Source organism: Marinospirillum insulare DSM 21763 (assembly GCF_000686905.1).
GTDB classification, from domain to species: Bacteria; Pseudomonadota; Gammaproteobacteria; order Pseudomonadales; family Halomonadaceae; genus Marinospirillum; species Marinospirillum insulare.
Window position 1 is genome coordinate 270448 of sequence record NZ_JMLW01000001.1, and the last position, 22330, is coordinate 292777.

The following is a 22330-nucleotide window of genomic DNA, read 5'->3' on the forward strand; positions in this document are numbered from 1 at the left end:
AAATCCTACTTGGATATAAATAATGTTTGTTCGCGCTCATGCCACTCGGAGCCAGAAAAAATAAGTTCGCGTAGCAGTATTCTGTTTTTATCAATATGAATAATGGTGCCGTGATCCTTGCCCATGCGGTCTCCTTTTGCGACAGAAACAAGTTGGTTGTCTGGGGTAATAACTAAAGCCTTTATTATTTCGCCTCGTTTCATACTGCCACGCAATGAAAGCTGGCTTAAATCCCAAGCTTCTAAGGCTGTTGGCGGTCTATTTAAGTCAGGTGCGGCGAGCCTGCTATTCACAGAGTTTTTAGCCGGCAAGAAAGGATCCCTTTCTTGCTGTTGGTACTGAGCTTTTGTTGTTTCTGGAAACTCGGGTAAGGGTTCGATTTTTCCATGGGGCCGAGTACGTAAGTCATTTAACTGGTCTTCAATACTGGCTGTTGAATTAGAGTCACCACAAGCAGCTAAAAGCAAAAGTAGAGCTAGTAATAATAAAGCACGCATCAATTTCTACCCCCCTGACTTGCTGAATTGGTAGTTTGATCATAGCGATAGGTTTGAGCGTCTACATTGAGCCTTAGCTGGCTTGAGCCTTTATTTACAGGTTGGAGAGTAAAATTATGCAGGGTGATTATTCTATCTAGATTGCTTATGCCTACCATAAAATTAGCTAAACGATGAAAGTCTCCTCTCACCTCTATTTCAAAAGGTAGCTGGCTATAAAAGTTATTATCTTTGGGGTCTTTTAAGTTAAGGGTTAGTATTTCTATACGTTGTTCATCGGCAAGCTGTTGAATGTCATCGAGTAAGCGAGGTACTTCATTGCCTGATGGTAGAAAAGCTAACAAGCCTGAAAAAGTTTCTTCCATAATACGCATTTGCTGCTGGTAGGCAGCTAGGTTAGCAGCTTGAAAAGAGCGCAAACGGTAGCTCTCTAATAGCTCCTCTTGTTCTTGCTGCGCAAAAGCAAGTTCTTCTTTGTAGCTGCTAATGAGTAACCAGTGGCCTGCAAAAACAACGCTGGAAACCACTAGAATTAAAGAAAATATTTTAACTAAGTCAGGCCATTGCCCTGAGTTGGCTAGGTCTAAATCATCTCGCTCAAGTTTTTTTATAGCGCGTAACTGAGCTTTAAACCAGGGTTTAAGTGCCGCTAGTAACTGAGAAATCCAGCGAGTTTTTTCTTTAAGGTTGGCTAGCCATTTATTCATTGTTTTGAATCCCTTAAAGGTAACAGGAGATTAAAGTGAGTAAGGCTAGACTGATCATCAGTTGTTAAGCTGCGTAAAACTGGCTCACTAAAACGAGGTTGCTCTTTTAGGTTGCGCATCCAGGCTGCTACAGCCTGAGAAGGGCTAGCGGAGCCTTCGATCAAAATTTGGTTTTTGTCACGCTCTATTTCAGTAAGATAAACTCCGTTATTAATGCTGCTCGCTAATTGATCCATTATTTCAACAGTGACACTACGATTGTCCTGTAGTTTTTGAATAACACCTATACGATTAAGCAATTGCTGGCGCTTTTCGCGCAGATTGGCTACTTCTCTTATTTCAGCATCCAGTTTGGTCATACGATTTTTTATAAGCTGATTTTCATCTTGAATAACGGCTATAGAGGCGGTTGTGCTTTGCCAGAGTAAAACACTAATAAGTAGGCCAACCACCAGAGCTAAGAGACTTAGCTGTGTAAATGTTTGCTGTTGTTTTTGACGTCTTTCTTCACGCCAAGGCCTTAGGTTAATACCGGTATTTAAATTCATGACCAAACCCTCATAGCAAGGCCGCAAGCAATCATCATTGCAGGGGCGTCCTGGGCTAAGGCTTTAGCATCTACCTTGTCACTTAGCAGCATATCGACAAATGGATTCGCTATATAAGTAGGGCAGCCTAGTTGTTGCTGTGCTAGTGCTGGTAAACCTTCAATTGCAGAGGATCCTCCAGCCAGTATTAGGTAGTCTATGTCATGGTAAGAACTGGAAGAGTAAAAAAGCTGTAGTTGGCGCTCAACCTGCTGAACCAAAGCAGTTTTGAAAGGATCTAAAAGCTCGGTGATATAGTCAGCGGGTAGGTTGCCTTTTTTCTTGGCAAAGCCTGCTTCTTCGCGAGATAAACCATAGAAGCGTTGGATTTCATCAGTTAATTGTTTTCCACCAAACAACTGGTCTCGGCTATAAATGGTTTCACCATCTCTAAGGATATTTAAAGCAGTTGTTGTGGCGCCTACATCAGCTACAGCCACTATTTGATTTTCTTCCTGCTTAGGTAGCTTGTTTAACAGCAAACCTAAAGAGCGCTCCATGGCCAAGTTTTCAACGTCAGTTACTATAGGCTCTAGGCCTGCATCTTCTAATACATAGTCAAGTTGTTCAGTGACTTCTTTACGGCAAGCTACTAATAATACAGGTTGATTTTCATCTTCAGGGTTAAGGGGCGGCTGGCGTTGAAAATCGATAGCAACTTCATTAAGCGGATAGGGAATATGCTGCTCAGCTTCCTCGAGTATTAGCGCTTCCATTTCATCGTCATTTAATTCAACAGGTAAGCTTAATGTTCTAGTAATAACTGCTGCAGTGGGAACGGCAATGGCGGTACGGCGAGTGCTGGGTTGGGTACGCTCGATAACACGTTTAATGCTGCGTGCTACCGATTTGTAGTCTTTAATACGTCGGTCAGAGACGGCGCCGCTTTCTAGAGGAGCAACGCCATAACTGGCTACCTGTAACTTATCGCCATAAGGGTGAATCTCCAGCAGCTTGACTGCAGAGCTAGTAATATCTATACCAATTAACGGTAATTTTTTAGGGCGAAAAAAAGGTAAGCTAGGCATCCTGAACATAGTGTTGCATTCATCCTTAATCAACAAGCATAAGCACACAAGTAACTATAATATATTCTGGCTACAGTTTGTATCAGACCGTAAGCAAATGTGCAATTGTTAGTTGCTAAGATTTTGTGTCATTATCGGTGCTTAATTTTTAGTGTAAAAATATAGAGCAATAAGCGGCTAGGTAAACCATGCGTGTTTTCAAAGGTATTGTAAAGTATTTGTTTTGGCTTGGTGTTGTAGGAGCAGGGATAGGTGGAGCTTGGGCTTTTGCCCTAGTCTTATATTTTTTACCTAGTCTACACGAAGAAGTTGCTCAGTTGCAGGATATGGAAGTACTGCTAAGTGAGCAGCTAGAAGTTCCCATGCGTATTTACACCTCAGATAACTTGCTAATGGCTGAGTTTGGTGAGCATAGGCGCACCCGCATTAACTATGCTGATATTCCTAGGCGCTATGTCGATGCCTTATTAGCTGCGGAAGATGCTAGCTTTTATGAGCACCCAGGCGTAGATATAAAAGGTTTAGCTCGTGCAGCAGTACAGTTAATTAATTCTGGTCGAATTCAATCAGGTGGCTCTACCATTACTATGCAGGTGGCAAGAAACTACCTTTTAACCAGAGATCGTACCTTTGCGCGTAAAATTCGGGAAATTCTTTTATCGTTAAGAATTGAGCAGCAACTAACTAAGCAGAAAATTTTAGAGCTCTACGTTAATAAAATCTATTTAGGTAACCGAGCTTATGGCATAGCTGCTGCTGCAGAGGTTTACTATGGTAAGCCATTAGCAGAACTAAATTTAGCTCAGTTAGCTATGATTGCTGGCTTACCTAAAGCTCCTTCATCCTATAATCCTTTAGCTAATCCAAGGCGGGCTTTAATTCGTCGTAACTGGATACTGTCGCGCATGTATCGACTAGGAACTTTAGATGACAATAGCTATGAAGAAGCAATTCGAGCCCCTGTTACTGCTCGCTACTACCCGCCTGAACAAGACATTAATGCCCCCTATGTTGCAGAGTCTGCGCGTCAATTTACCCTAGAAAGCTTTGGTGACAGTGCTTATACCCAAGGTTTGAAAGTGTACACATCAATTCTTAGTAAACAGCAGAAGGCAGCAAATAAGTCTATTTTAGAAGGGCTACTCAATTATGATAAGCGTCGTGGCTGGCGAGGCGTTGAACAAGAAGCGATTCCTCTAGTTGAGCAACAAGAAGTGTTAGAGGGGGATGCCTTGGCAGAAATTGAGGCAACAGAATCAGGTTTAGAGCAGGTTCAAATAGCCTTACAAGACCCTAGAGCTAAACCGCTAGAAGAAGAGCTTAATTTAGATGTAAGTCATTGGTTAAGGGTTTTAGATAGCACACCTGTGTATGGAGAGTTACTACCAGCCATTGTTGTTGAAGCCGAGTCAGAGCGTCTTTTAGTGTTGAAAAAAGGAGGTGAGCTAGTCGAGCTAACTCCAGAAGATTGGGATTGGGCTGGTCGCTATCACTCACCTTTTTGGAAGGATAGGCAAGCATTAACAGGCAATCGCTTAGCTGGGCAGGGAGATTTAATTAGATTACAAAAAACAACCTCTAAAGAGCGCCCTTGGCAACTAGCACAACTACCTAAGTTGGAAGCAGCCTTGGTAGCGATGAAAACCGAGACGGGTGAAATTACAGCCTTGGTTGGTGGTTTTGATTTTAACCAAAGCCGCTTTAACCGAGCTGACCAAGCTGCACGACAAGCCGGTTCGGTTTTTAAACCCTTTGTTTATATGGCTGCTTTAGAGAAAGGCTATACGCCAGCAACTATTATTAATGATGCGCCTGTGGTGTTTGAGGACCAGCAACTAGAAGATGTTTGGCGACCTCAAAACTCTACGGGTACTTTTTATGGGCCAACTCGGTTACGTGAAGGGTTATATAAATCACGCAACCTTATATCGGTTAGGGTGCTTAACTATTTAGGTTTAAGTCGAGCCATAGAATATATTAGCCGTTTTGGTTTTCCTGCAGAGCGCATGCCGCGAGATTTATCTTTGTCTTTGGGAAGTGCCAACGTAACCCCGGTAGAAATGACTAGTGCCTATGCCATGCTAGCCAATGGTGGCTTTCCTGTAGAAGCGCATCTAGTAACGCGTATTGAAAATGCTGAAGGAGAAGTGCTTTATCAAGCAGCTAAACCTAGGGTTTGTCTAGATTGCCCAACAAAGCAGGAAACCCTTGAGCAGGCAGGCGTTAGCTATCCTCTCTCAAAAAGAGCAGTAGATGAACGCGCCGTTTATACCATGCACTCCATTTTGCGTGACGTTATTAATGATGGAACAGGTAAGCGTGCCAAGGCACTAGAAAGAAGTGATATTCGTGGTAAAACAGGGACAACCAATGAGCTGCATGATGCGTGGTTTTCTGGGTTTAACGGTGACGTTGTAGCAAGTGTCTGGGCAGGTTTTGATCAACCCTCCAGTACGGGTGAATACGGTGCCAACCTAGCCCTACCTATGTGGATACAATTTATGCAGGTAGCTCTTAGAAATCAGCCAGAAAAAGTAATGCAGCGTCCAGAAGGTTTGGTGACAGTTAGAATAGATCCTGCTAGCGGCTTACTTGCTAGTCCTGGGCAGCAAGATGCTATGTTTGAAATTTTCTATAAAGAGCGAGTCCCTCAAAACAGATCAGCCGAGCAGTCTTTCCAAAATGATCTACCAGAAAACCAAGGTGGCTCATCAGGTAACGCACCGCCTCCAGAAGCTTTATTTTAACTCTAGTTATTTATTGCGAACTTACATAAAAAAACCGGAGCTAGGCTCCGGTTTTTTTGGCTAACATTTATAAGCTAGTTGCCATAAGCATCATCAACGCTTTCTAGCGGGTAGTGGGCAGGGAAGGGTAGGCGAGCAACACCAGAATCAACCGCTGCTTGAGCTACTGCAGAAGAAATGCGCCCTAACAAACGTTTATCCGTTGCTTTAGGAATAATGTATTCAGGGCCAAACTCTAAAGAGTCTAGTTCATAAGCAGTTAAAACGTCTGCAGGAACTGGCTCTTTCGCTAACTCTTTAAGCGCGTGAACTGCAGCAATTTTCATTTCCTCATTAATTTTGCTGGCGCGTACATCAAGAGCACCACGGAAAATAAATGGGAAGGCTAAAACATTATTAACCTGGTTAGGGTAATCAGACCAGCCAGTTGCCATAATCACATCGTTACGCGTAGCGTGAGCTAGGTCAGGATTAATTTCAGGGTCTGGGTTAGAGCAGGCAAAAACAATGGGATTAGCAGCCATGAGTTTAAGCTGTTCAGGACTCATCAAGTTAGGGCCAGAAAGACCAACAAATACATCAGCACCCTCAAGAGCATCGTCTAGAGTACGCTTACTAGTATTGTTAGCAAACATAGCTTTGTACTGATTTAGGTCATCACGGTTGGTATGAATAACACCCTGGCGATCGAGCATATAGATGTTTTCACTTTTTGCACCGCAAGCCACTAGCAGTTTCATACCTGCAATAGCCGCCGCACCAGCGCCCAAACAAACAACTTTGGCTTCTTCAATTGTTTTTCCAGCTAGCTCTAGGGCATTCAGCATACCTGCAACTGTTACTATGGCGGTGCCATGTTGGTCATCATGGAAAACAGGGATACTGCACTGCTCAATAAGTACACGCTCAATTTCGAAGCACTCAGGTGCTTTGATATCTTCAAGGTTAATACCACCAAAAGTGTCTGCAATACGGGCAACCGTATCAATAAAAGCCTGAGGGCTTTCAGCATTCACTTCGATGTCCATAGAGTTAACACCAGCGAAGCACTTAAATAGAACACCCTTACCTTCCATAACAGGTTTGGAAGCCAGTGGACCTAAGTTTCCTAAACCTAAAATGGCTGTACCATCGGTGATAACACCCACCAAGTTACCTTTACCCGTGTATTGGTAAGCTAGTTCAGGGTCTCTAGCTATTTCTCGTACAGGCTCAGCAACGCCTGGACTGTAAGCCATAGCTAAGTCTTTAGCCGTGGCTGCAGGTTTAGTTAACTCGATACTGAGTTTGCCAGGGATTGGCTTAGAGTGATAATCAAGTGCTGCTTGCTTAATATCTTGAGGCATTAGAATTTATTCACTAGTTGAAGTGTAAAAAGAAAGATGTTTTAAGTTAACTTGTAACACTAAAAAGCTTGTGGCCTTTTGGTGCTCAAGCATTACTAAGGTCTAATAAGCATATAGAATTATTTGCATTCAAACAAGCGTTTTAAGCGCAGTGAACTTGTATAAAAGGTAGGTTTTGAGGTGAGGTTAGAGATTTATAGAATGAAAAGACATAAAAAAACCAGAGCCTAGATAAAAAAGCTCTGGTCTTTAAGCTAAGTAAAAAATTACTTAGTAGAGCGGGAACCAAAACGCTTAGAGAAGCGCTCAACACGACCGCCTGTAGCTGCTTGCTTCTGCTTACCAGTATAGAAAGGGTGGCAGTTAGAGCATACATCCAAGTCAATGGTTGCTTGACCTAGGGTAGAGTTAATAGTGAAAGTGTTGCCACAGGTGCAAGTTGCTGCAACAGCTGCATAGTTAGGATGAATGTCTTTTTTCATGGTAAGCCTCGTTAAGCTACGCCGCCGCCTGATCTCTTGCCAGGCACCGCATAGGGTGTCAATAGGAATTAAGGTGGCGTATTCTAACAGGCAAAAGGCTAAGCACCAAACACTTTTAGAGTAAATTTATGCCATTTATCCAAGTTGCCCTTCCCACGCCTCTGCGCCGCCTATTTGATTATAGGCCAGTAGCAGGTGAGCCCTTGCCTCAAACAGGTGTAAGAGTAAAAGTACCCTTTGGTCATCGGCAGCTAATCGGCTTAGTAATGGGGCTAACAGAAACCAGCGAGCTTTCTGCAAATCGCATTAAGGCAGCCCTCACTTATTTAGATTCTCAGGCTTTATTTTCGCAACAGCATTTAGACTTTATAAGCTGGGTTGCTAACTATTATCACCAACCTTTAGGAGAAGTGATGCAAGCAGCTTTACCTGCTTTGTTACGCCAGGGGCAAGCTTTGCATCCACCTCAAGAAGTGAGGTGGCAACTAACCGAAATCGGTCGCCAAACAGCTTTAGACGATTTAAAACGCGCTCCCCGCCAAGCAGCTTTAATTCGCACTTTGCAAGCCAGCGGCCTAGCCAAAACACAAAAGTCTTTGCAGGCTGAAGGTTTCACCCTAGCCATGCTAAAAGGTTTGCAAAGTAAAAACCTAATTGAAATTCAAACACTCGCTACAACAAAAAAAGGCATAGGCTTACCGCAACTAGCCACAAGAGAGCAGTTGCCAGCTAACGTGCTAGCAGAAGTGCCATTAAAACTAACCGAAGAACAGCGGCAGGTGGTTGAGCTACTAATTAAAGAAGTGGGAGGTTTTAACCCAACACTTTTACAAGGTGTAACGGGTAGCGGCAAAACAGAAGTTTATCTTCAGTTGATTCAACACCTATTAGAGCAAGGAAAGCAGGTATTAGTTTTAATACCCGAAATTGGCTTAACACCACAAACCTTAAAGCGCTTCGAAAAGCGCTTTAATCGTCGTGTTGTTGCTCTACATTCAGGAATGACAGACAAAGAGCGATTGACAGCCTGGCGAAGTGCATTAGAAGGCCGAGCAGCAGTTGTACTAGGGACACGGTCAGCTATTTATACCCCCCTGCCAAAGCTAGGTTTAATTATTGTAGATGAAGAGCACGACTCATCATTTAAACAGCAAGATGGGGTGCGTTATCAAGCTAGAGACTTAGCAGTACTTAGAGCTAAACAAGAAGCGATACCTGTTTTGTTAGGTTCAGCAACCCCCTCCTTAGAAAGCTTAGCTAAGGCTAAAGCAGGTGCCTACCGTTGGTTGTACTTAAAACAAAGGCCCGGCGCAGATGTGCAGGTTCCAGAACCTAAGTTGTTAGATATTCGTAATCGTCATCTAACCGGTGGTTTTTCCGAGCCTTTATTTCGGGCCATGGATAAGCACCTAAAAGAACAAAATCAGGTATTAGTCTTATTGAATAGGCGTGGCTTTGCGCCTGTTTTAATGTGTACCAGTTGCGGCTGGATAGCCGGCTGCCTGCAGTGTGATGCCCGCATGACTTGGCATAGGGAGCCGCCTAAACTGCATTGCCACCATTGTGATCAACAGCAACCTCTGCCGACCCACTGTCCGCAATGCCTAGAAGGAGAATTAAAGCCCCTAGGCGCAGGTACTGAAAGGGCAGAAGAAACCTTGCAAGAGCGCTACCCAGAGATTCCTGTGATTCGCCTAGATAGAGATAGCGTAAAAAATCGTAATGATCTAGCCAGCAAGTTAGAGCAGATAGCAAGTCAGCGACCAGCCATTTTATTAGGTACACAAATGTTAGCTAAGGGGCACCATTTTCCAGATGTAACCCTAGCCACCTTATTAAATGCAGATCATGGGCTTTATTCAAGTGACCCAAGAGCAATGGAGCGCACCGCCCAGTTAATTATTCAAGTAGCAGGACGTGCAGGACGTGCAGAAAAACCGGGCGAAGTGATTATTCAAACCCATCACAGTGATGACCCTAGGTTAGAAAAGCTCTGCGTTAAAGGTTATGAGGCGCTCGCTCTCGATTTGTTAGAAGAAAGACAGAAAATTAATTGGCCGCCCTATGCCTACCTAGCCATGCTAAGAGCCGAAGCACCTAAAAGTGAGCAAGTAGAACAGTTTATGAGCCAATTAGCAGAGCAGGCTAACTTGCTTAATCAAGAAGGAATTGCACTTTTAGGTCCAGTGCCAGCGCCTATGGAAAGACGGCAGGGACGTTACCACATGCAGTTTTTACTGCATGACAATAAGCGAGCGCCCCTGCACCGTTTAGCTGCTAACCTTTTGTTATGGTTAGAAACCAGCCCAGAGGCGCGCCGAGTACGCTGGTCTTTAGATATTGATCCAGAAGATTTGTTTTAAACTGTCTTGGCAAGACTCGCTTGCTTATCTAGTTGTGTGTGAATATAGTGTGTGTGAATATAGTGAATTATATTATTTTATGTAACTCTTGTTTTGTGTAACCTAGGATGGGGCTTACATGCTGATTCATCGAAATACTAACAACTCTTCACCACAACAAGGGTTTAACCTGCTAGAGCTTTTAGTTGTACTAGGTTTACTAGCGATAACCTTAGGTGTGTTACTGCCCTCTGGCAAAGCTATGTTAGAAAAAAGCCGGTTAGTTAGTGCAACTAATGATGTTTTTAGCGCTCTACTCTTTACGCGTAACGAAGCGGTGCGCTTAAAAGAAAATGCTTCCTTGTGTTTTATTTCTTCTCCCTCTGCTACAGCTTGTGGCACCCAAGAGACTGATTACTTAGGTGTCTTTGTTAATGATCAACTTAAACGCAACTACCCAACTGAAGACCAAGCAAAGTTAACGTTCAATGGTGCTTTGGATAACCAGATAAAATTTTTTGAGCTAGGAAACCGTGAGGCTAGTGATGCTGATGTTTTTATAGAGGTTGCTGTTGGTAATTTAAAAAAACAAATCGATGTTTGCTTTAATGGACGCATAGCTATACGCAAACAAAAAAATGAGTGTAAATAAATGCAGCCAGCTAAAAAGCAACAAGGTATTACATTGATAGAAGTAATGGTCGCTGCTTTAGTTATTACTTTGGGCTTGATGGGTATAGTCAACCTTCAGGTAAAAAACCAAGCTCAAGCTTTTGTTAACTATCAACGAACCTTGGCAGGGCTTTACGCTCAAGACCTACAAAATAGACTAAGAGCCGATACTTGTGTGCTCGATAAGGGTTTTAATGATCAATACGCTGCTTGGAAAAAAACTCACTTTAAAGGTGCTAGCGCAGGTTGGGGATCAAGCTTAACGGCAACGACTAAAACACAAGCTGAAAACAATGGCTATTGGACATTTGAGTTAACCATTGAACCTAGTAGTAATCAATACAAGGTTCAACAAACCTTGATAGTTCAGTATAAGGATGACTGTGTTGCAAATAATAAAAGCTAAAAGGCAAAAAGGTTTTACTTTAATTGAGCAGTTGATCACCCTTGCTTTAGGAGCACTGCTGTTAACCGGAGTTGCCTCAAGTGTAACGGCTATTTCCAGAGCACAGAATTTAATTAAAGATTATAGCCATATACAAGAAACATTGAATTTTTTTACCTCAAGTTTGACCAGAACAGCTAGAACAGCTAGAACAGCTAATGATATTGAGGACTATAAAGATATTGAGGACTATAAAGATATTGAGGACTATAAAGATATTGTAAGCAATACAAGTAGCTTGATGTTTTCTCAAGATTTAAAAATAGAAGAATTAGAACGAACAAATTGCTTAGCTAAAAAATCTACGGCTAGATATGTTGAAGCCTATGCAATTGAAAATAATAATTTAGTATGTGAAGTGAATGCTCTTGATGGTAGCACAAGCTATCTTTGGGAAGGCAAAGAAGTTTTAGTTTATGGTGTTGAAAGCTTTAGCTTTGAATGTGCTGAGTACCAGCCAGATAAAAAGATAGAGTTTGTAGCTTGTGACAGTTTAACTGATAATGAAATTATTGCAGTCAAAGTTGATCTAGTCCTGAGTAAAAATGAATTCTTGCAAGTAAAAGATAATTTAACACATAGCTTTACTGCTTACCTACGTTCCAATCATTTGGCTCAATTTAAAAAAAAGCAATACAAAGAATAGGAAGGGATTAAAAATGTTAGGTATTTATAAACCAAAACAAAGGCAGCAAGGCTATATTTTAGTCGTCGCCTTGTTAGTCATGCTATTTATTGGTGCTCTAGTGGTTTCTAATGTGTCTACCACTAGCACTGAAGAGCGGGTTGCTACTAGCAACTTACATTTACCTAGCCTAGATTCGGCTATCTATCAGGGAATGTACACAGTTGAAGCTCATGCCAAAAGAACCAACCTGAGTGATAAAAATAACCAAACTGCAGTATGCAATGATGTGTATGACGAGCTAAACACCAAACTTAAAGGTGTAGCTAATAACTTTCAGTCTAGTTCAGCTAAAAATGCAGATGTTTACTGGAAACTAGCTAACCTTAATCAAAAATGTGGAGATGATGAAATTGCAGTTGAATTAGTTGCTTGGCAGGGTAAAGAGACTGCTCCCATAATCAAGCTTATAGGTAAGGGCCGCCTAGAAATTAATCAAATAGGTGGTGGAGGTGGCACTGCAAGTGAACCAGGAGAAGAAGTTCAACAAAATGGTGTAACAAGTAACTTACAAAAAATTATGGGCAATAATGTTGCTACTAGCTCAGGAACCATTAAGGCCTCTTTAATTGGTGCAAGAATTGAGGGTAATGTTAAGGCTAAAAATAAAATTAGAACCAGCTGGTTTGGAAGGATTAGAGGTGACAAAAGAGAAATTGATAAAACAATTACCTCCGATCCTTTAGAACTAGCGAAGTTTATAGATGAGTCTGAGTTTTATATAGATGAAAATAAAATTGATTCAAAAAAAATAGCAAAATTAAATAAGACAAAATTTAAGTTTAAATCTTCAAGTCGTTTGTTTGATAGAAACATAGGTATTTATCCAATTACTCGTGGTGTAATAACACCTCAAGGTTTAACAGTTTATGATGCAAAAGAAAGAAAAGATATAGAGGTTGATTTCCCTTTTTATGAGCCTGTTGATGCAAGCTTTTTAGGAAGAGTTGCCTGCTGTGATGCCAAAAAGAATCCAGGTTGCAATGAAAGCTGCCCTGCAAAAAAACTAGCTGTTTTAGATCAGCTAACCATTAATCGTGGCGGGATATGGATTAATGGCGATAAACCTACTTTAAGAATATCAGGTGGCGATGTGATTCTTTATGTTAAAGGTGATGTTTGGTTAGGAGGTTTTTCCAAACTACATATAGATAATGACTCCAGCCTGACTTTAATCGTAGATGGCACTTTTACTCAGTCTGGTTTATTTGAGTTCACTAATCGAAATATAACCAATAATAGAGGTGCGCCTTTATTTACTCTCTTATCGAATGGCGGTAATCGAAATATATTAAAAGCCGTTAACATTATGGGTATTAGGCCTATCTATGGCATGATTTACGCTGTGTCAGATATAACCGTATCTGGTTCTGGAGATATTCAAGGTCAGGTCTTTGGTAATAATGTAACGGCTACACTTGGTGGTTCTATTCGTTATAAAGAGTTTGGTAAAGCATCTGATGACGCTACTGGTAATTTTGATGATCCGCCTGATGGTGGAAATAGTGAAGATGAAAGTGGTGAAGGTGGAAGTGGCTACACACCTCAACTAGACATTAACTTTGAAATTATTTATTAAGTGTGAAGCTAGGCAGCTTTTGAGCTGCCTAGCTGATTTATTTCTGTTAAAAATCAAGCTCTTTTCTTAGACTTTTGTTGCCTGCCTACGTTAGGCTTACCTCTGGGTGGTAGCCCTGTGTGCTGAGTTAATACCCTAGCTTTACCCTGAAAATCTTTTGCTCTTGCAGTACCTTTAATAGGGTCAGTCGGTGGTACTAGGTGTTTTTTACTGTAGCCAATTAAATCTGTTCTACCCATGCTTGTTAAAGCTTCGCGCAGCATTGGCCAGTTTTTTGGGTCATGGTAACGTAAAAAAGCTTTATGCAGCCTTCTTTGCCTTTCACCCTTAATAGGTTCTAGCTTGTCACTTTTATAGTCGACCTTGCTAAGTGGGTTACGCTCGGTGTGGTACATGGTGGTGGCAGTTGCCATGGGTGAAGGGTAAAAAGCTTGTACCTGGTCGGCTCGTAAACCTTTACCTTTTAACCAAAGTGCTAGGTTCATCATATCTTCATCGCTAGTGCCTGGGTGGGCAGCAATAAAGTAGGGAATCAAATACTGTTTTTTCCCAGCTTGCTTAGAAAATTTATTGAAAAGCTGTTCAAACCTATCATAACTATCAATGCCCGGTTTCATCATTTTTGAAAGCGGGCCATCTTCTGTATGTTCAGGGGCAATTTTTAAATAGCCGCCCACATGGTGAGTCACCAGCTCTTTTATGTATTCAGGCGACTCAACGGCTAGGTCATAACGTAGGCCAGATGCAATTAATACCTTCTTCACACCAGGTAAAGTGCGTGCTTCTTTGTAAAGTTCTATTAAAGCGCTGTGATCAGTATTTAAGTTAGAGCAGATGCCTGGAAAAACACAAGAAGGTCTACGGCAAGAAGCTTCTACTTTAGGGTCTTTGCAGGCTAGGCGATACATATTAGCGGTAGGGCCACCTAAGTCAGAAACAATACCAGTAAAGCCTTTTACCTTGTCTCGCATGGCTTCTATTTCACGCAAAATAGAGTCTTTAGAACGATTTTGAATAATGCGGCCTTCATGTTCGGTGATTGAGCAGAAGGTACAGCCACCAAAACAGCCACGCATTATATTCACAGAAAAACGAATCATATCCCAAGCGGGTATTTTAGCATCACCATAAACTGGGTGAGGCGCACGCGCATAGGGCTGATCAAACACTGCATCCATTTCTTCAGTAGTTAAAGGAAGTGGCGGTGGATTAATCCATAGGTCTTGATCGCCATGCTTTTGAACAAGCGCACGAGCATTGCCTGGGTTGGTTTCTAGGTGTAGTACTCGGTTGGCGTGGGCATAGAGTACGGGGTCTTTGCTAACCTTTTCAAAACTAGGTAGGCGAATAACACTTTTATCACGTTGCTTTCCAGTTACCAGTTTTTCTAGTTGTTTACGCTCTTTGGCTTGTTCAACTGTAAGCAATTCAAGTGCTTGTTCGGTTTGGTTGTCTAAACTAGCCTCTGTAAAAGGATTAGTGTTTTGCTGTTCAACCGCACAGGCTTCGGTATCTTGGGTATTAACATAGGGGTTAATAATTTTATCAATTCTACCGGGTCGGTCTACTCGAGTAGAATCAATTTCTAGCCAGTCTGCAGGGGTGTCTTTGCGTATAAAAGCTGTACCGCGCACATCGGTAATTTTGGCTAAGTCTTCACCTTGGGCGATACGGTGGGTAACTTCAACTAAAGCACGCTCAGCATTACCAAAGAGTAAAATATCGGCTTTAGAATCTAATACAATTGAGCGGCGTACCTTGTCTTGCCAGTAGTCATAATGAGCAATGCGCCGTAAAGAGCCTTCAATTCCTCCTAGAACAACGGGTACATCGCTCCAAGCTTCTTTACAGCGTTGGGTATAAACAAGGCTGGCGCGGTCTGGGCGCTTTCCTCCAATATCCCCTGGGGTGTAGGCATCGTCAGAGCGAACTTTACGTTCTGCTGTATACCGATTAATCATTGAGTCCATGTTGCCAGCGGTTACCCCAAAATAAAGCTCTGGTTTGCCTAGCTTCATAAAATCATCTTTAGACTGCCAATCTGGTTGAGCAATAATGCCTACCCTAAAGCCTTGTGCTTCAAGTGTGCGGCCTATAACTGCCATACCAAACGATGGGTGATCTACATAGGCATCGCCTGTGACCAGTATAATGTCGCATCTATCCCAGCCAAGAAGATCCATTTCTTCACGGCTCATGGGTAGGAAGGGGGCTGTGCCAAAGCATTCAGCCCAATATTTTGGGTAGTCAAAAATTTTACGAACAGACATGAAGGGGTACCGAGCGGAGCAGAAATAAAGTTGATATATGTCATTTTACCCTAAGCTAGATGAAGCGTCAGGTAAAAAGCGTTATCCTGCTTTAAAATTTAACAGGGTGGTCTTATGAGGTTTAAAAATTTAAGTTGTTTAAATAGTGGTTTGCTAATAACTAGCTTAATGGTTGGTCTGGTTACTAGCCAAGTAGCATTAGCCGAAACTCAGCCAATGTTTGGTTTAAGGTTAGCTATGGCAGATACTGATTTCTCTGGTGTTGCTAGCTCAGCTAGCTCTACAACCAGTGGTTTTGGTGTGGTATTAGGTGTTAAACAGCCAAGCTATAGAGTTTACGCAGACTTAAATTTTTATACTTGGGATGAAGTGAACACTCGTACCATTCATGCTAATTATGATTACCTATGGCGTGCAGATAAGTCTTGGCAGGTTTTTACAGGTATCTATGGTGGTTTGGTTGATTTAGAAGTTGAGGCGGCCAATAAATACCAGTCTGGACCTTCTGCTGGCGTACAGGCGGGCTTATTGCTTCCTTTAGGGTCTAGTGGGTGGAGTTTAGAAACAGGGCTTCGTTATGGTGGTTTTAGTGCAAAATTACTTAACCCCGAGACTAATCAAGAAGTAAAAATTAAAAGCCAAGCTGAAGGTTTTATTAGCTTAAGTTTTTCTTCTTAAAAACCGTATTTCATCTCTAAGCCTACCCAGCCAGGTTCAATCACCTGGCCTTCGCCTGGAATAAAGCCTGAACGAGGTGCTTGGATTACCCATCCGCCTTGTAAACCTGCAGCCTCTGATGAACCACCATTAAGAAGGCGATTAATACCAGCCGATGCTGTGCCAGCAGGATTTAAGAGGACTAGGGTTGTTTTACCTAGAAAAGTTGAGCCCATCACCTGGCTATGGTTGGCTTCTATGCGCTTTTCCCATATAAAGAAGGCTTCACCAATGACTGAACCAATTAAAGGAGTAATAATAAGGTCTTGCTTGGAAGGAACTTCTGCAAAGGCTTCAATACCCATTTCCCATAAAAAACTAGACATTAAAAAGGAGTAGGCTCCCGACTCTAAAGGTCCCAGCCCTTGGTTACGTGCGACCATATAGTAGGCAGCACCAAAATAGGGATGACCTATGTAGTTAATCCCCCACTCGTCTTGATCCCAAATAGGCCCATCACTGATATTTTCTTTCCATTTTTTGCCCAGTGTATTGAATTTCATTTCGTCTTTATCCCACTTAGAAACACTTTCTGGCATAACATAAAGCAAGCCCATAATACCTAAAGATAAAATACCCATATTGCGAGTTTCTTTTAGCATGCTGGTGTATTTTTCTGTGTTGGATCTAGCTGCAAGGTCTGGGGTTTCAGCTACCGACTGAACAGGGTTTGGGTTAGCTAACCAGTATTGGCAAGCAAGGCTATGGCAGTTAAGTAAAGGGGTGTGCTGATCGGTTAGCTGAGTGGACTGATAATTAGTATGGGCCATAACTGGTAAACAAATAAATGCCAGTAGAAGAGCCAGTATTCTTCTTGTTCGCATAGTGAAGGACTTTGCCGAAATGAGTAGTTTGTAAGGCGAAGGAGTATAACACGAAAAAATAAGGGCGGCCTAAGCCGCCCGGGGAACTTCCTTGTTAGTAAGCTTGCCTGCTTGTTCAGCCTTTCCTAGACTGCTCCGATGCTTTCCCGTTTGGTCTTCCTGACCTCCTTTAACGCTGCACCTTGCTTCCGTTTATCCTTGTTGTCTTTGCTTCCTAGCTCCTTGACGACAGTTATAGATTAACACTTTTATGTGAAGTAGAAAGGCCTAAAACTCTTATCCCTTACTTATGCTATTTTTATTTTTTCTATTAAAATCAAATAGTTATGTTTTATTTTTGACTTATGTCAGTTTAAGTTGAGGAAGATGCTGTAGTTAGCATTCAGCGATGTATGCAAATGCGTACATGGAACTAACCACTTATCACAGCTTCTAGGCTTATACCCTGCCTAGTTAGCAGTTTTTTTAAGCGCTTTAAGGACTCCATTTGTATTTGCCTTACTCTTTCGCGGGTTAAACCTATCTCTTGGCCTACTTCTTCTAAGGTTGCTGCTTCATGCCCCCTAAGGCCAAAGCGCCTTATAATAACTTCTGTTTGTTTTTCTGTAAGAGTGGTTAGCCAATTTTCAACATAAACACTTAAGTCTTGTTGTTGCACCTCATCTAAAGGGTCAGTATTTTCACCTTCCAAGGTTTCTAATAGTGGGCGGTCTGCATTAGGTCCAGCTGGATGATCAAAAGATGCGTTGCGCTCGTTTAATCCCATTAGGTTTTTAATGCTATCCAAGGGTTTTTCTAGGTGTTTGGCTAGGTCTTCTGCGGTAGGCTCTTGGTCTAATTGTTGGGATAGTTCACGAGCTGCTCTTAAGCAAACATTGAGCTCTTTAACAACATGAATGGGTAGGCGTACGGTACGAGTTTGGTTCATTAAAGCACGTTCAATGGTTTGCCTTATCCACCAGGTTGCATAGGTAGAAAAGCGAAACCCGCGTTCGGGATCAAACTTTTCAACGGCTCGAATTAGGCCTAAGTTACCTTCTTCTATTAAATCGAGTAGCGCTAAACCACGGTTGTTGTAGCGTCTGGCAATTTTTACAACGAGGCGTAGGTTGCTTTCTATCATGCGTTTTCGACCAGCTGCATCGCCTTGCCTTGCTAGACGACCATAAATCACTTCTTCTTCAGCTGTTAGTAGGGGAGATCTACCAATTTCATTGAGGTAAATTTGAGTGGCATCTAGTGAGTTGTTGCGAGTTAGCCGTTCGTTTTCTAACGCCTGTTCAAAGGCTGTGCTTGCTTCAAGCTCTAGGGGTTGTGGATCACCTAAAAGGCTAGCCCTTTTGTACTCATCGAACTCGGTGGATTGGCTTGATTGGTAGGCATTGTTTAGCGTTTGTTTGGTCATATCTCTGCTCCAGTAAGCTGCTATAGCACCTGCTGTGCTATAGGAGGATGACTTAGATTGCTAAACTAAAACTTGCAAGTTGTATGCCGTGTAAGCAGGTTTTAAGCTATTTACTTCTAGAAGCTAGGTAGATCACTGCGAGTAGGCCAAGTAGCATTAAAATTAAAACACTGATTTGATGTGAGGGTAATTCAGTTATTTGGCTGTATTTCCAAGGAAGTAACACTTGTGTGTCTAAAGGAAGCATTTTTCCTTGTTCATTTATCTTATAACTAGTTAAGAATTGCCAAGGCCAAATATGTTTGAGTGAAGCAATAACAAAACCAAATAAAACCGCAAAGGTGGCGGTTTTAAAGTGGTCAAACAACCAGCCTAATAAGTGTGAAAAAGCCAGCAGTCCACTTCCTGCACCTAGTGCAAAAGCTGCAATTAAAGTTAGGTTTAATGCTTTTATTGCTTCAACCAGTGGCGCATAAAGACCAAGGGTGAGTAATAGAAAACTGCCAGATACACCGGGCAAAATCATTGCACAAATAGCTATCATGCCGGCAATAAAAAAAGTTAGTGGGGTTATGCTGCCGATACTGGGTAAAATATGGCTAATAAAGGTGGCGATAACTGCACCAAAAAGTATGAAAAAAACCTGCTGAAGTGACCAGCCACCCATTTCGCGTGAAATAATTACTGCTGAACCAACCACTAAACCAAAAAACAGCCCATTTAGGTGCAAGGGGTAGCTAGCAAGCAGCCAGCTAATTAAATGGGATAACAAGAGTAGACTGGATAAAATACCCAGTAAAAGGGTGATTAAAAAACTAGCATCCACTGCTTTATATAAGCCAATAAACCCTTGTTTTTTCCAGACTGCCCAAAGCTTTAAATCAAAACTGCGTAGGCTATTAATTAAGCGCTCATAAATACCTGTTATAAAAGCGACGGTACCACCTGAAATGCCTGGAACAATGTCTGCTGCACCCATTAGCAGGCCGCGTAGGTAAATTTGGCTTAGTTTCATTTTTCAGTTCCGGGTAATAGCGGCACAAAGCGTACCGCAGCGATATCGGTTTGCAGCATTTGGCCGTTGCGTTTGTCGTAAACTCTTAGCATTTGGTGTTCATCACCGATAGGAGCGATTAAACGCCCGCCTTCGGCTAGCTGTTCAAAAAGGTTAGGTGGAAGTTGTTTAGGAGCTGCGGTGACTAGAATGGCATCAAAAGGTGCTTCACGCTCTAAGCCATAATGACCATCGGCAAGGTGCAACCTAACATTGCTCAGCTTTAAATTTTTAATGCGGCTACGGGCTTTTTCTAATAAAGCTTCAAGGCGTTCTACGCTCCAAACTTCAGGCACTAAACAGCCTAAAACAGCGGCCTGATAACCAGAGCCCGCGCCAATTTCTAGGGCTTTTTTGGGCTCTACTTCTAATAGTAGCTCGGTCATGCGTGCCACTATATAGGGTTGGCTAAGTGTTTGACCTAAGCCTATGGGTAGGGCGGTATCTTCGTAAGCACGGTGCGCTAAAGCTTCATCTAAAAATAAGTGCCTAGGTAAATAACCCAGAGCATCTAGCACTTGAGGATTTTTTATACCCTGTTCCACTAAGCGTTTAACCATGCGGTCGCGGGTACGTTGTGAAGTAAAGCCTATCCCTTTAAATTGAGGGTTTAATCGCAAGAATTCAGCCATTTTTTCACCTGATCAAGACTTTCGTGTCGAGTCATATCAAACTGTAAAGGGGTAATAGAAACCTGTCCGTTGTTAATTGCATGGAAGTCTGTTCCTGCACCTGCTTCAGCGGCATTACCCACACCGCCTATCCAGTAACGAGCTTGACCACGTGGGTCGATAGTTTTAATTGGGTCAACACCCTTGTGTCTGTGGCCTAGGGTGGTTATTTCATAGCCCTTTAAAGCAAATAAAGGTACATCAGGCACGTTTACATTCAAGAGGCTGCGTGGTGGTAATTGTAATTGATCACGGCCTTCTATAAAGCTTTTAACCAGCTTACGCACCACCTCTGCTGCAGTAGCAAAATGGTTTTGACCTGCTAAAGATACTGCTATGGCTGGCAAGCCCAAAAAGCGGCCTTCAGTTGCAGCGGCTACGGTGCCTGAATAAAGCACATCGTCACCTAGGTTTGCACCGTGGTTAATGCCAGAAATAACTAAATCTGGCAGATGACCAAATACTCCACCCACTGCTAGGTGAACACAGTCAGTGGGTGTGCCATCGACTGACCAAAAGCCATTGTTAAGCTGTTGTGGGTAGAGCGGACGATCTAAGGATAAGGAATTGCTGGCGCCACTGCGGTTACGCTCAGGCGCAACCACGAGTAGGTCACCTAAATCTTTTAGGGCAGCCGCTAAAGTAGCTAGCCCATCGGCATGAACACCATCGTCATTAGATAAAAGAAGTCGCATAAAAACACTCCCTAGTTAATTTGTGCATCATTGGCATTGATTAATTCTGCTAAGAGGCTGGTAGCAAAGCAGCCGCTAGGCAAGGTGAAACCAAGGGTTAGCCAAGGAGCTTGCCAGTTAAATTCGGTTGCTTTAGGCTGCATTCGCAAGGGGCGATATTCTACTTTTAAACCTTGATTTGCTAAGGCTTGCCAGTAGGGTAAATAGGCTTCACGAAAAGCTTCTTCAGCTTGTAAAGCTAAACCAGAACTTTGTAGATGACCCTTGCCAGCTAAAGGCCCAGCTAGGTTAATATCGCCTGAAGCTAAACGCTTACTTAGATCGGTAGCGGTTGGGTCAGAAAAATAACTGCGGGTACCTTCTAAATTAAAGCAGCTGCCTTGTAAAGGTTTTATCCAGTGTTGGTTATTAAGGGTTTCTGCTAACCAGGCATTAAACAAAGCACTACGCAGCGCTGAAAGGTAAATGCTTTTTTCTTGGCGCTTGGGTGGTTTGATAGGTGGATTAGCCATTAACCAACTTAATGCTTTATGAATGTTTTGCCCACCGCGCCCAAAGCGTTGGGGGCCAAAGTAGTTGGGTACGCCTTGTTGGGTAATTTGTTGCCAGCGTTTCTCTAGCCAGTGACCAGTCGTGTCATCCGTATTATCAACTCTAAGGCGCAGGGTAAAACGGTTGCTGCGATGCGTCCCCCGTTTTAGCTTACGTGGGTGGCGAGCCATTTTTAAAACCTGCCAATTAGCTGAGTTAAGCGTTTCAACACTTGGGTCGGCTTGACCAGGTAGGTGTAAAGAAAACCATTGGCGGGTAATAGCTTGGCGATCTTTCAAGCCTGAATAAGCTACAGCAGAAGGGTGTACACCTGCGCTTCTAGCAAGCTCTTGGGCAACAAAAGCGGTATTACTGCCCTTTTTTTCTACCCAGAGGTAAAGGTGCTCACCCTGCCCTTCGGGCTCAAAACCTAGTACTTCTTCAACTTGAAAATCTTCCGGTTCTAAGCGATAAACCCCTTGCCAAGGAGAGGAAGGGAAGAGGCTAGGAAGCTGCGTTAGTTGACTTTCTAGTTGCGCTAGCTGATTTTCTAGTGAGTTATTTACTGCTTGCATGAGCTTTCCAATAAAACCACGGCTAAAGCACTAATACCTTCTTTCCTTCCTACAAAGCCTAGTTTTTCTGTGGTGCTGGCTTTTATGTTTAATCTATCCACAGGGGTAGCTAAGTCAGCGGCAAGCTTTTCTAACATGGCTGGGAGGTGGGGTTGCATTTTGGGTGCTTGAGCAATAATCGTTAGGTCAGCATTAGTTAGCTGGTAACCACGCTGGGTCACTGCTTGCATTACCTGGCGTAATAAAATACGGCTATCCACCCCTGCAAAAGCTGGGTCGGTGTCTGGAAAGTGATGACCTATATCACCTAGACCACAAGCACCGAGCAAGGCATCACATAAAGCATGAATCAGCACATCGCCATCTGAATGAGCCTCTAACCCTTGGTGGTAAGGAATTTGTACGCCACCTAAAGTAATAAACTCACCCGGGCCAAATTTATGAACATCAAAGCCTTGTCCTATACGCATA

At 42.6% G+C, this 22330-nt stretch carries 21 protein-coding genes; 7 read left to right on the forward strand and 14 right to left on the reverse strand.

Features of this window, described 5'->3' with window-relative positions; genetic code table 11:
* Window positions 1-5: 5 nt before the first annotated feature.
* The 4 genes from BP27_RS0101365 to pilM are packed head-to-tail and all read right to left on the reverse strand — an operon-like array spanning window position 6 to window position 2828.
* Window positions 6-497: a pilus assembly protein PilP gene (locus tag BP27_RS0101365; protein ID WP_027850009.1), complete on the reverse strand. Its 492-nt coding sequence runs from the start codon at window positions 495-497 to the stop codon at window positions 6-8.
* Window positions 497-1204 (reverse strand): type IV pilus inner membrane component PilO, encoded by a 708-nt coding sequence (locus BP27_RS0101370; protein WP_051610106.1) that lies wholly within the window; start codon window positions 1202-1204, stop codon window positions 497-499. The genes BP27_RS0101365 and BP27_RS0101370 overlap by 1 nt, the downstream gene beginning before the upstream one ends.
* Window positions 1201-1752 carry a PilN domain-containing protein gene (locus BP27_RS0101375; protein ID WP_027850011.1) on the reverse strand — a complete coding sequence of 184 codons (552 nt, stop codon included), beginning with the start codon at window positions 1750-1752 and terminating at the stop codon, window positions 1201-1203. Before BP27_RS0101375 ends, BP27_RS0101370 begins: the two co-directional genes overlap by 4 nt.
* Window positions 1749-2828: a type IV pilus assembly protein PilM gene (pilM, locus tag BP27_RS0101380; RefSeq protein ID WP_245597797.1), complete on the reverse strand. Its 1080-nt coding sequence runs from the start codon at window positions 2826-2828 to the stop codon at window positions 1749-1751. The genes BP27_RS0101375 and pilM overlap by 4 nt, the downstream gene beginning before the upstream one ends.
* A gap of 179 nt (window positions 2829-3007) precedes the next feature.
* On the opposite strand from pilM, the gene BP27_RS0101385 reads away from it, so the two are divergent.
* Complete coding sequence (locus BP27_RS0101385) at window positions 3008-5566, forward strand: penicillin-binding protein 1A (RefSeq protein ID WP_027850013.1); 2559 nt, start codon at window positions 3008-3010, stop codon at window positions 5564-5566.
* A 74-nt stretch (window positions 5567-5640) separates the two neighbouring features.
* On the opposite strand, the gene BP27_RS0101390 is transcribed toward BP27_RS0101385, so the two are convergent.
* Window positions 5641-6912 (reverse strand): malic enzyme-like NAD(P)-binding protein, encoded by a 1272-nt coding sequence (locus BP27_RS0101390; RefSeq protein ID WP_027850014.1) that lies wholly within the window; start codon window positions 6910-6912, stop codon window positions 5641-5643.
* Window positions 6913-7178: 266 nt separating this feature from the next.
* Entirely contained in the window at window positions 7179-7394 is a 216-nt protein-coding gene (rpmE, locus tag BP27_RS0101395; protein ID WP_027850015.1) for a 50S ribosomal protein L31, read from the reverse strand.
* A gap of 128 nt (window positions 7395-7522) precedes the next feature.
* Between rpmE and BP27_RS0101400 the strand changes: the two genes are divergently transcribed.
* The 5 genes from BP27_RS0101400 to BP27_RS0101420 all read left to right on the forward strand — a co-directional run bounded on the left by BP27_RS0101400 (window position 7523) and on the right by BP27_RS0101420 (window position 13117).
* The gene (locus tag BP27_RS0101400) at window positions 7523-9757 is read left to right on the forward strand and encodes a primosomal protein N' (protein WP_027850016.1); all 2235 of its coding nucleotides are present in this window, start codon (window positions 7523-7525) and stop codon (window positions 9755-9757) included.
* A 118-nt stretch (window positions 9758-9875) separates the two neighbouring features.
* Window positions 9876-10388, forward strand: coding sequence for a prepilin-type N-terminal cleavage/methylation domain-containing protein (locus tag BP27_RS16610; protein WP_027850017.1), 513 nt, complete (start codon window positions 9876-9878; stop codon window positions 10386-10388).
* Complete coding sequence (pilV, locus tag BP27_RS16615; protein ID WP_027850018.1) at window positions 10389-10814, forward strand: type IV pilus modification protein PilV; 426 nt, start codon at window positions 10389-10391, stop codon at window positions 10812-10814.
* Complete coding sequence (locus BP27_RS0101415) at window positions 10795-11499, forward strand: prepilin-type N-terminal cleavage/methylation domain-containing protein (protein WP_036238965.1); 705 nt, start codon at window positions 10795-10797, stop codon at window positions 11497-11499. Before pilV ends, BP27_RS0101415 begins: the two co-directional genes overlap by 20 nt.
* A gap of 193 nt (window positions 11500-11692) precedes the next feature.
* Entirely contained in the window at window positions 11693-13117 is a 1425-nt protein-coding gene (locus BP27_RS0101420) for a DUF7305 domain-containing protein (RefSeq protein WP_150112002.1), read from the forward strand.
* Window positions 13118-13170: 53 nt separating this feature from the next.
* Here the strand turns inward: BP27_RS0101420 and BP27_RS14835 are convergent, their stop codons facing one another.
* A complete protein-coding gene (locus BP27_RS14835) occupies window positions 13171-15387 on the reverse strand; it encodes a YgiQ family radical SAM protein (protein ID WP_051610108.1) in 2217 nt (738 codons plus the stop codon).
* 114 nt (window positions 15388-15501) lie between these two features.
* Here BP27_RS14835 and BP27_RS0101435 point away from each other — a divergent pair, with 114 nt between their 5' ends.
* A complete protein-coding gene (locus BP27_RS0101435) occupies window positions 15502-16065 on the forward strand; it encodes a hypothetical protein (RefSeq protein ID WP_027850021.1) in 564 nt (187 codons plus the stop codon).
* Here BP27_RS0101435 and BP27_RS14840 read toward each other — a convergent pair.
* From BP27_RS14840 to ispF, 7 genes are all read right to left on the reverse strand, one after another.
* Window positions 16062-16874: a DUF3943 domain-containing protein gene (locus tag BP27_RS14840; protein ID WP_051610110.1), complete on the reverse strand. Its 813-nt coding sequence runs from the start codon at window positions 16872-16874 to the stop codon at window positions 16062-16064. The two genes, BP27_RS0101435 and BP27_RS14840, sit on opposite strands and share 4 nt — an antisense overlap.
* A gap of 466 nt (window positions 16875-17340) precedes the next feature.
* Window positions 17341-18333, reverse strand: a complete 993-nt coding sequence (gene rpoS / locus BP27_RS14845) for an RNA polymerase sigma factor RpoS (protein ID WP_084324473.1) — start codon at window positions 18331-18333, stop codon at window positions 17341-17343.
* A gap of 106 nt (window positions 18334-18439) precedes the next feature.
* Window positions 18440-19348: a DUF368 domain-containing protein gene (locus BP27_RS0101450; protein WP_027850022.1), complete on the reverse strand. Its 909-nt coding sequence runs from the start codon at window positions 19346-19348 to the stop codon at window positions 18440-18442.
* The gene (locus tag BP27_RS0101455; RefSeq protein WP_051610112.1) at window positions 19345-20019 is read right to left on the reverse strand and encodes a protein-L-isoaspartate(D-aspartate) O-methyltransferase; all 675 of its coding nucleotides are present in this window, start codon (window positions 20017-20019) and stop codon (window positions 19345-19347) included. Before BP27_RS0101455 ends, BP27_RS0101450 begins: the two co-directional genes overlap by 4 nt.
* A complete protein-coding gene (gene surE / locus BP27_RS0101460) occupies window positions 19998-20753 on the reverse strand; it encodes a 5'/3'-nucleotidase SurE (protein WP_027850024.1) in 756 nt (251 codons plus the stop codon). Before surE ends, BP27_RS0101455 begins: the two co-directional genes overlap by 22 nt.
* A gap of 11 nt (window positions 20754-20764) precedes the next feature.
* Window positions 20765-21859 (reverse strand): tRNA pseudouridine(13) synthase TruD, encoded by a 1095-nt coding sequence (gene truD, locus BP27_RS14850; RefSeq protein WP_051610113.1) that lies wholly within the window; start codon window positions 21857-21859, stop codon window positions 20765-20767.
* Entirely contained in the window at window positions 21847-22329 is a 483-nt protein-coding gene (gene ispF / locus BP27_RS0101470) for a 2-C-methyl-D-erythritol 2,4-cyclodiphosphate synthase (RefSeq protein WP_027850025.1), read from the reverse strand. Before ispF ends, truD begins: the two co-directional genes overlap by 13 nt.
* Window position 22330: the final 1 nt, after the last annotated feature.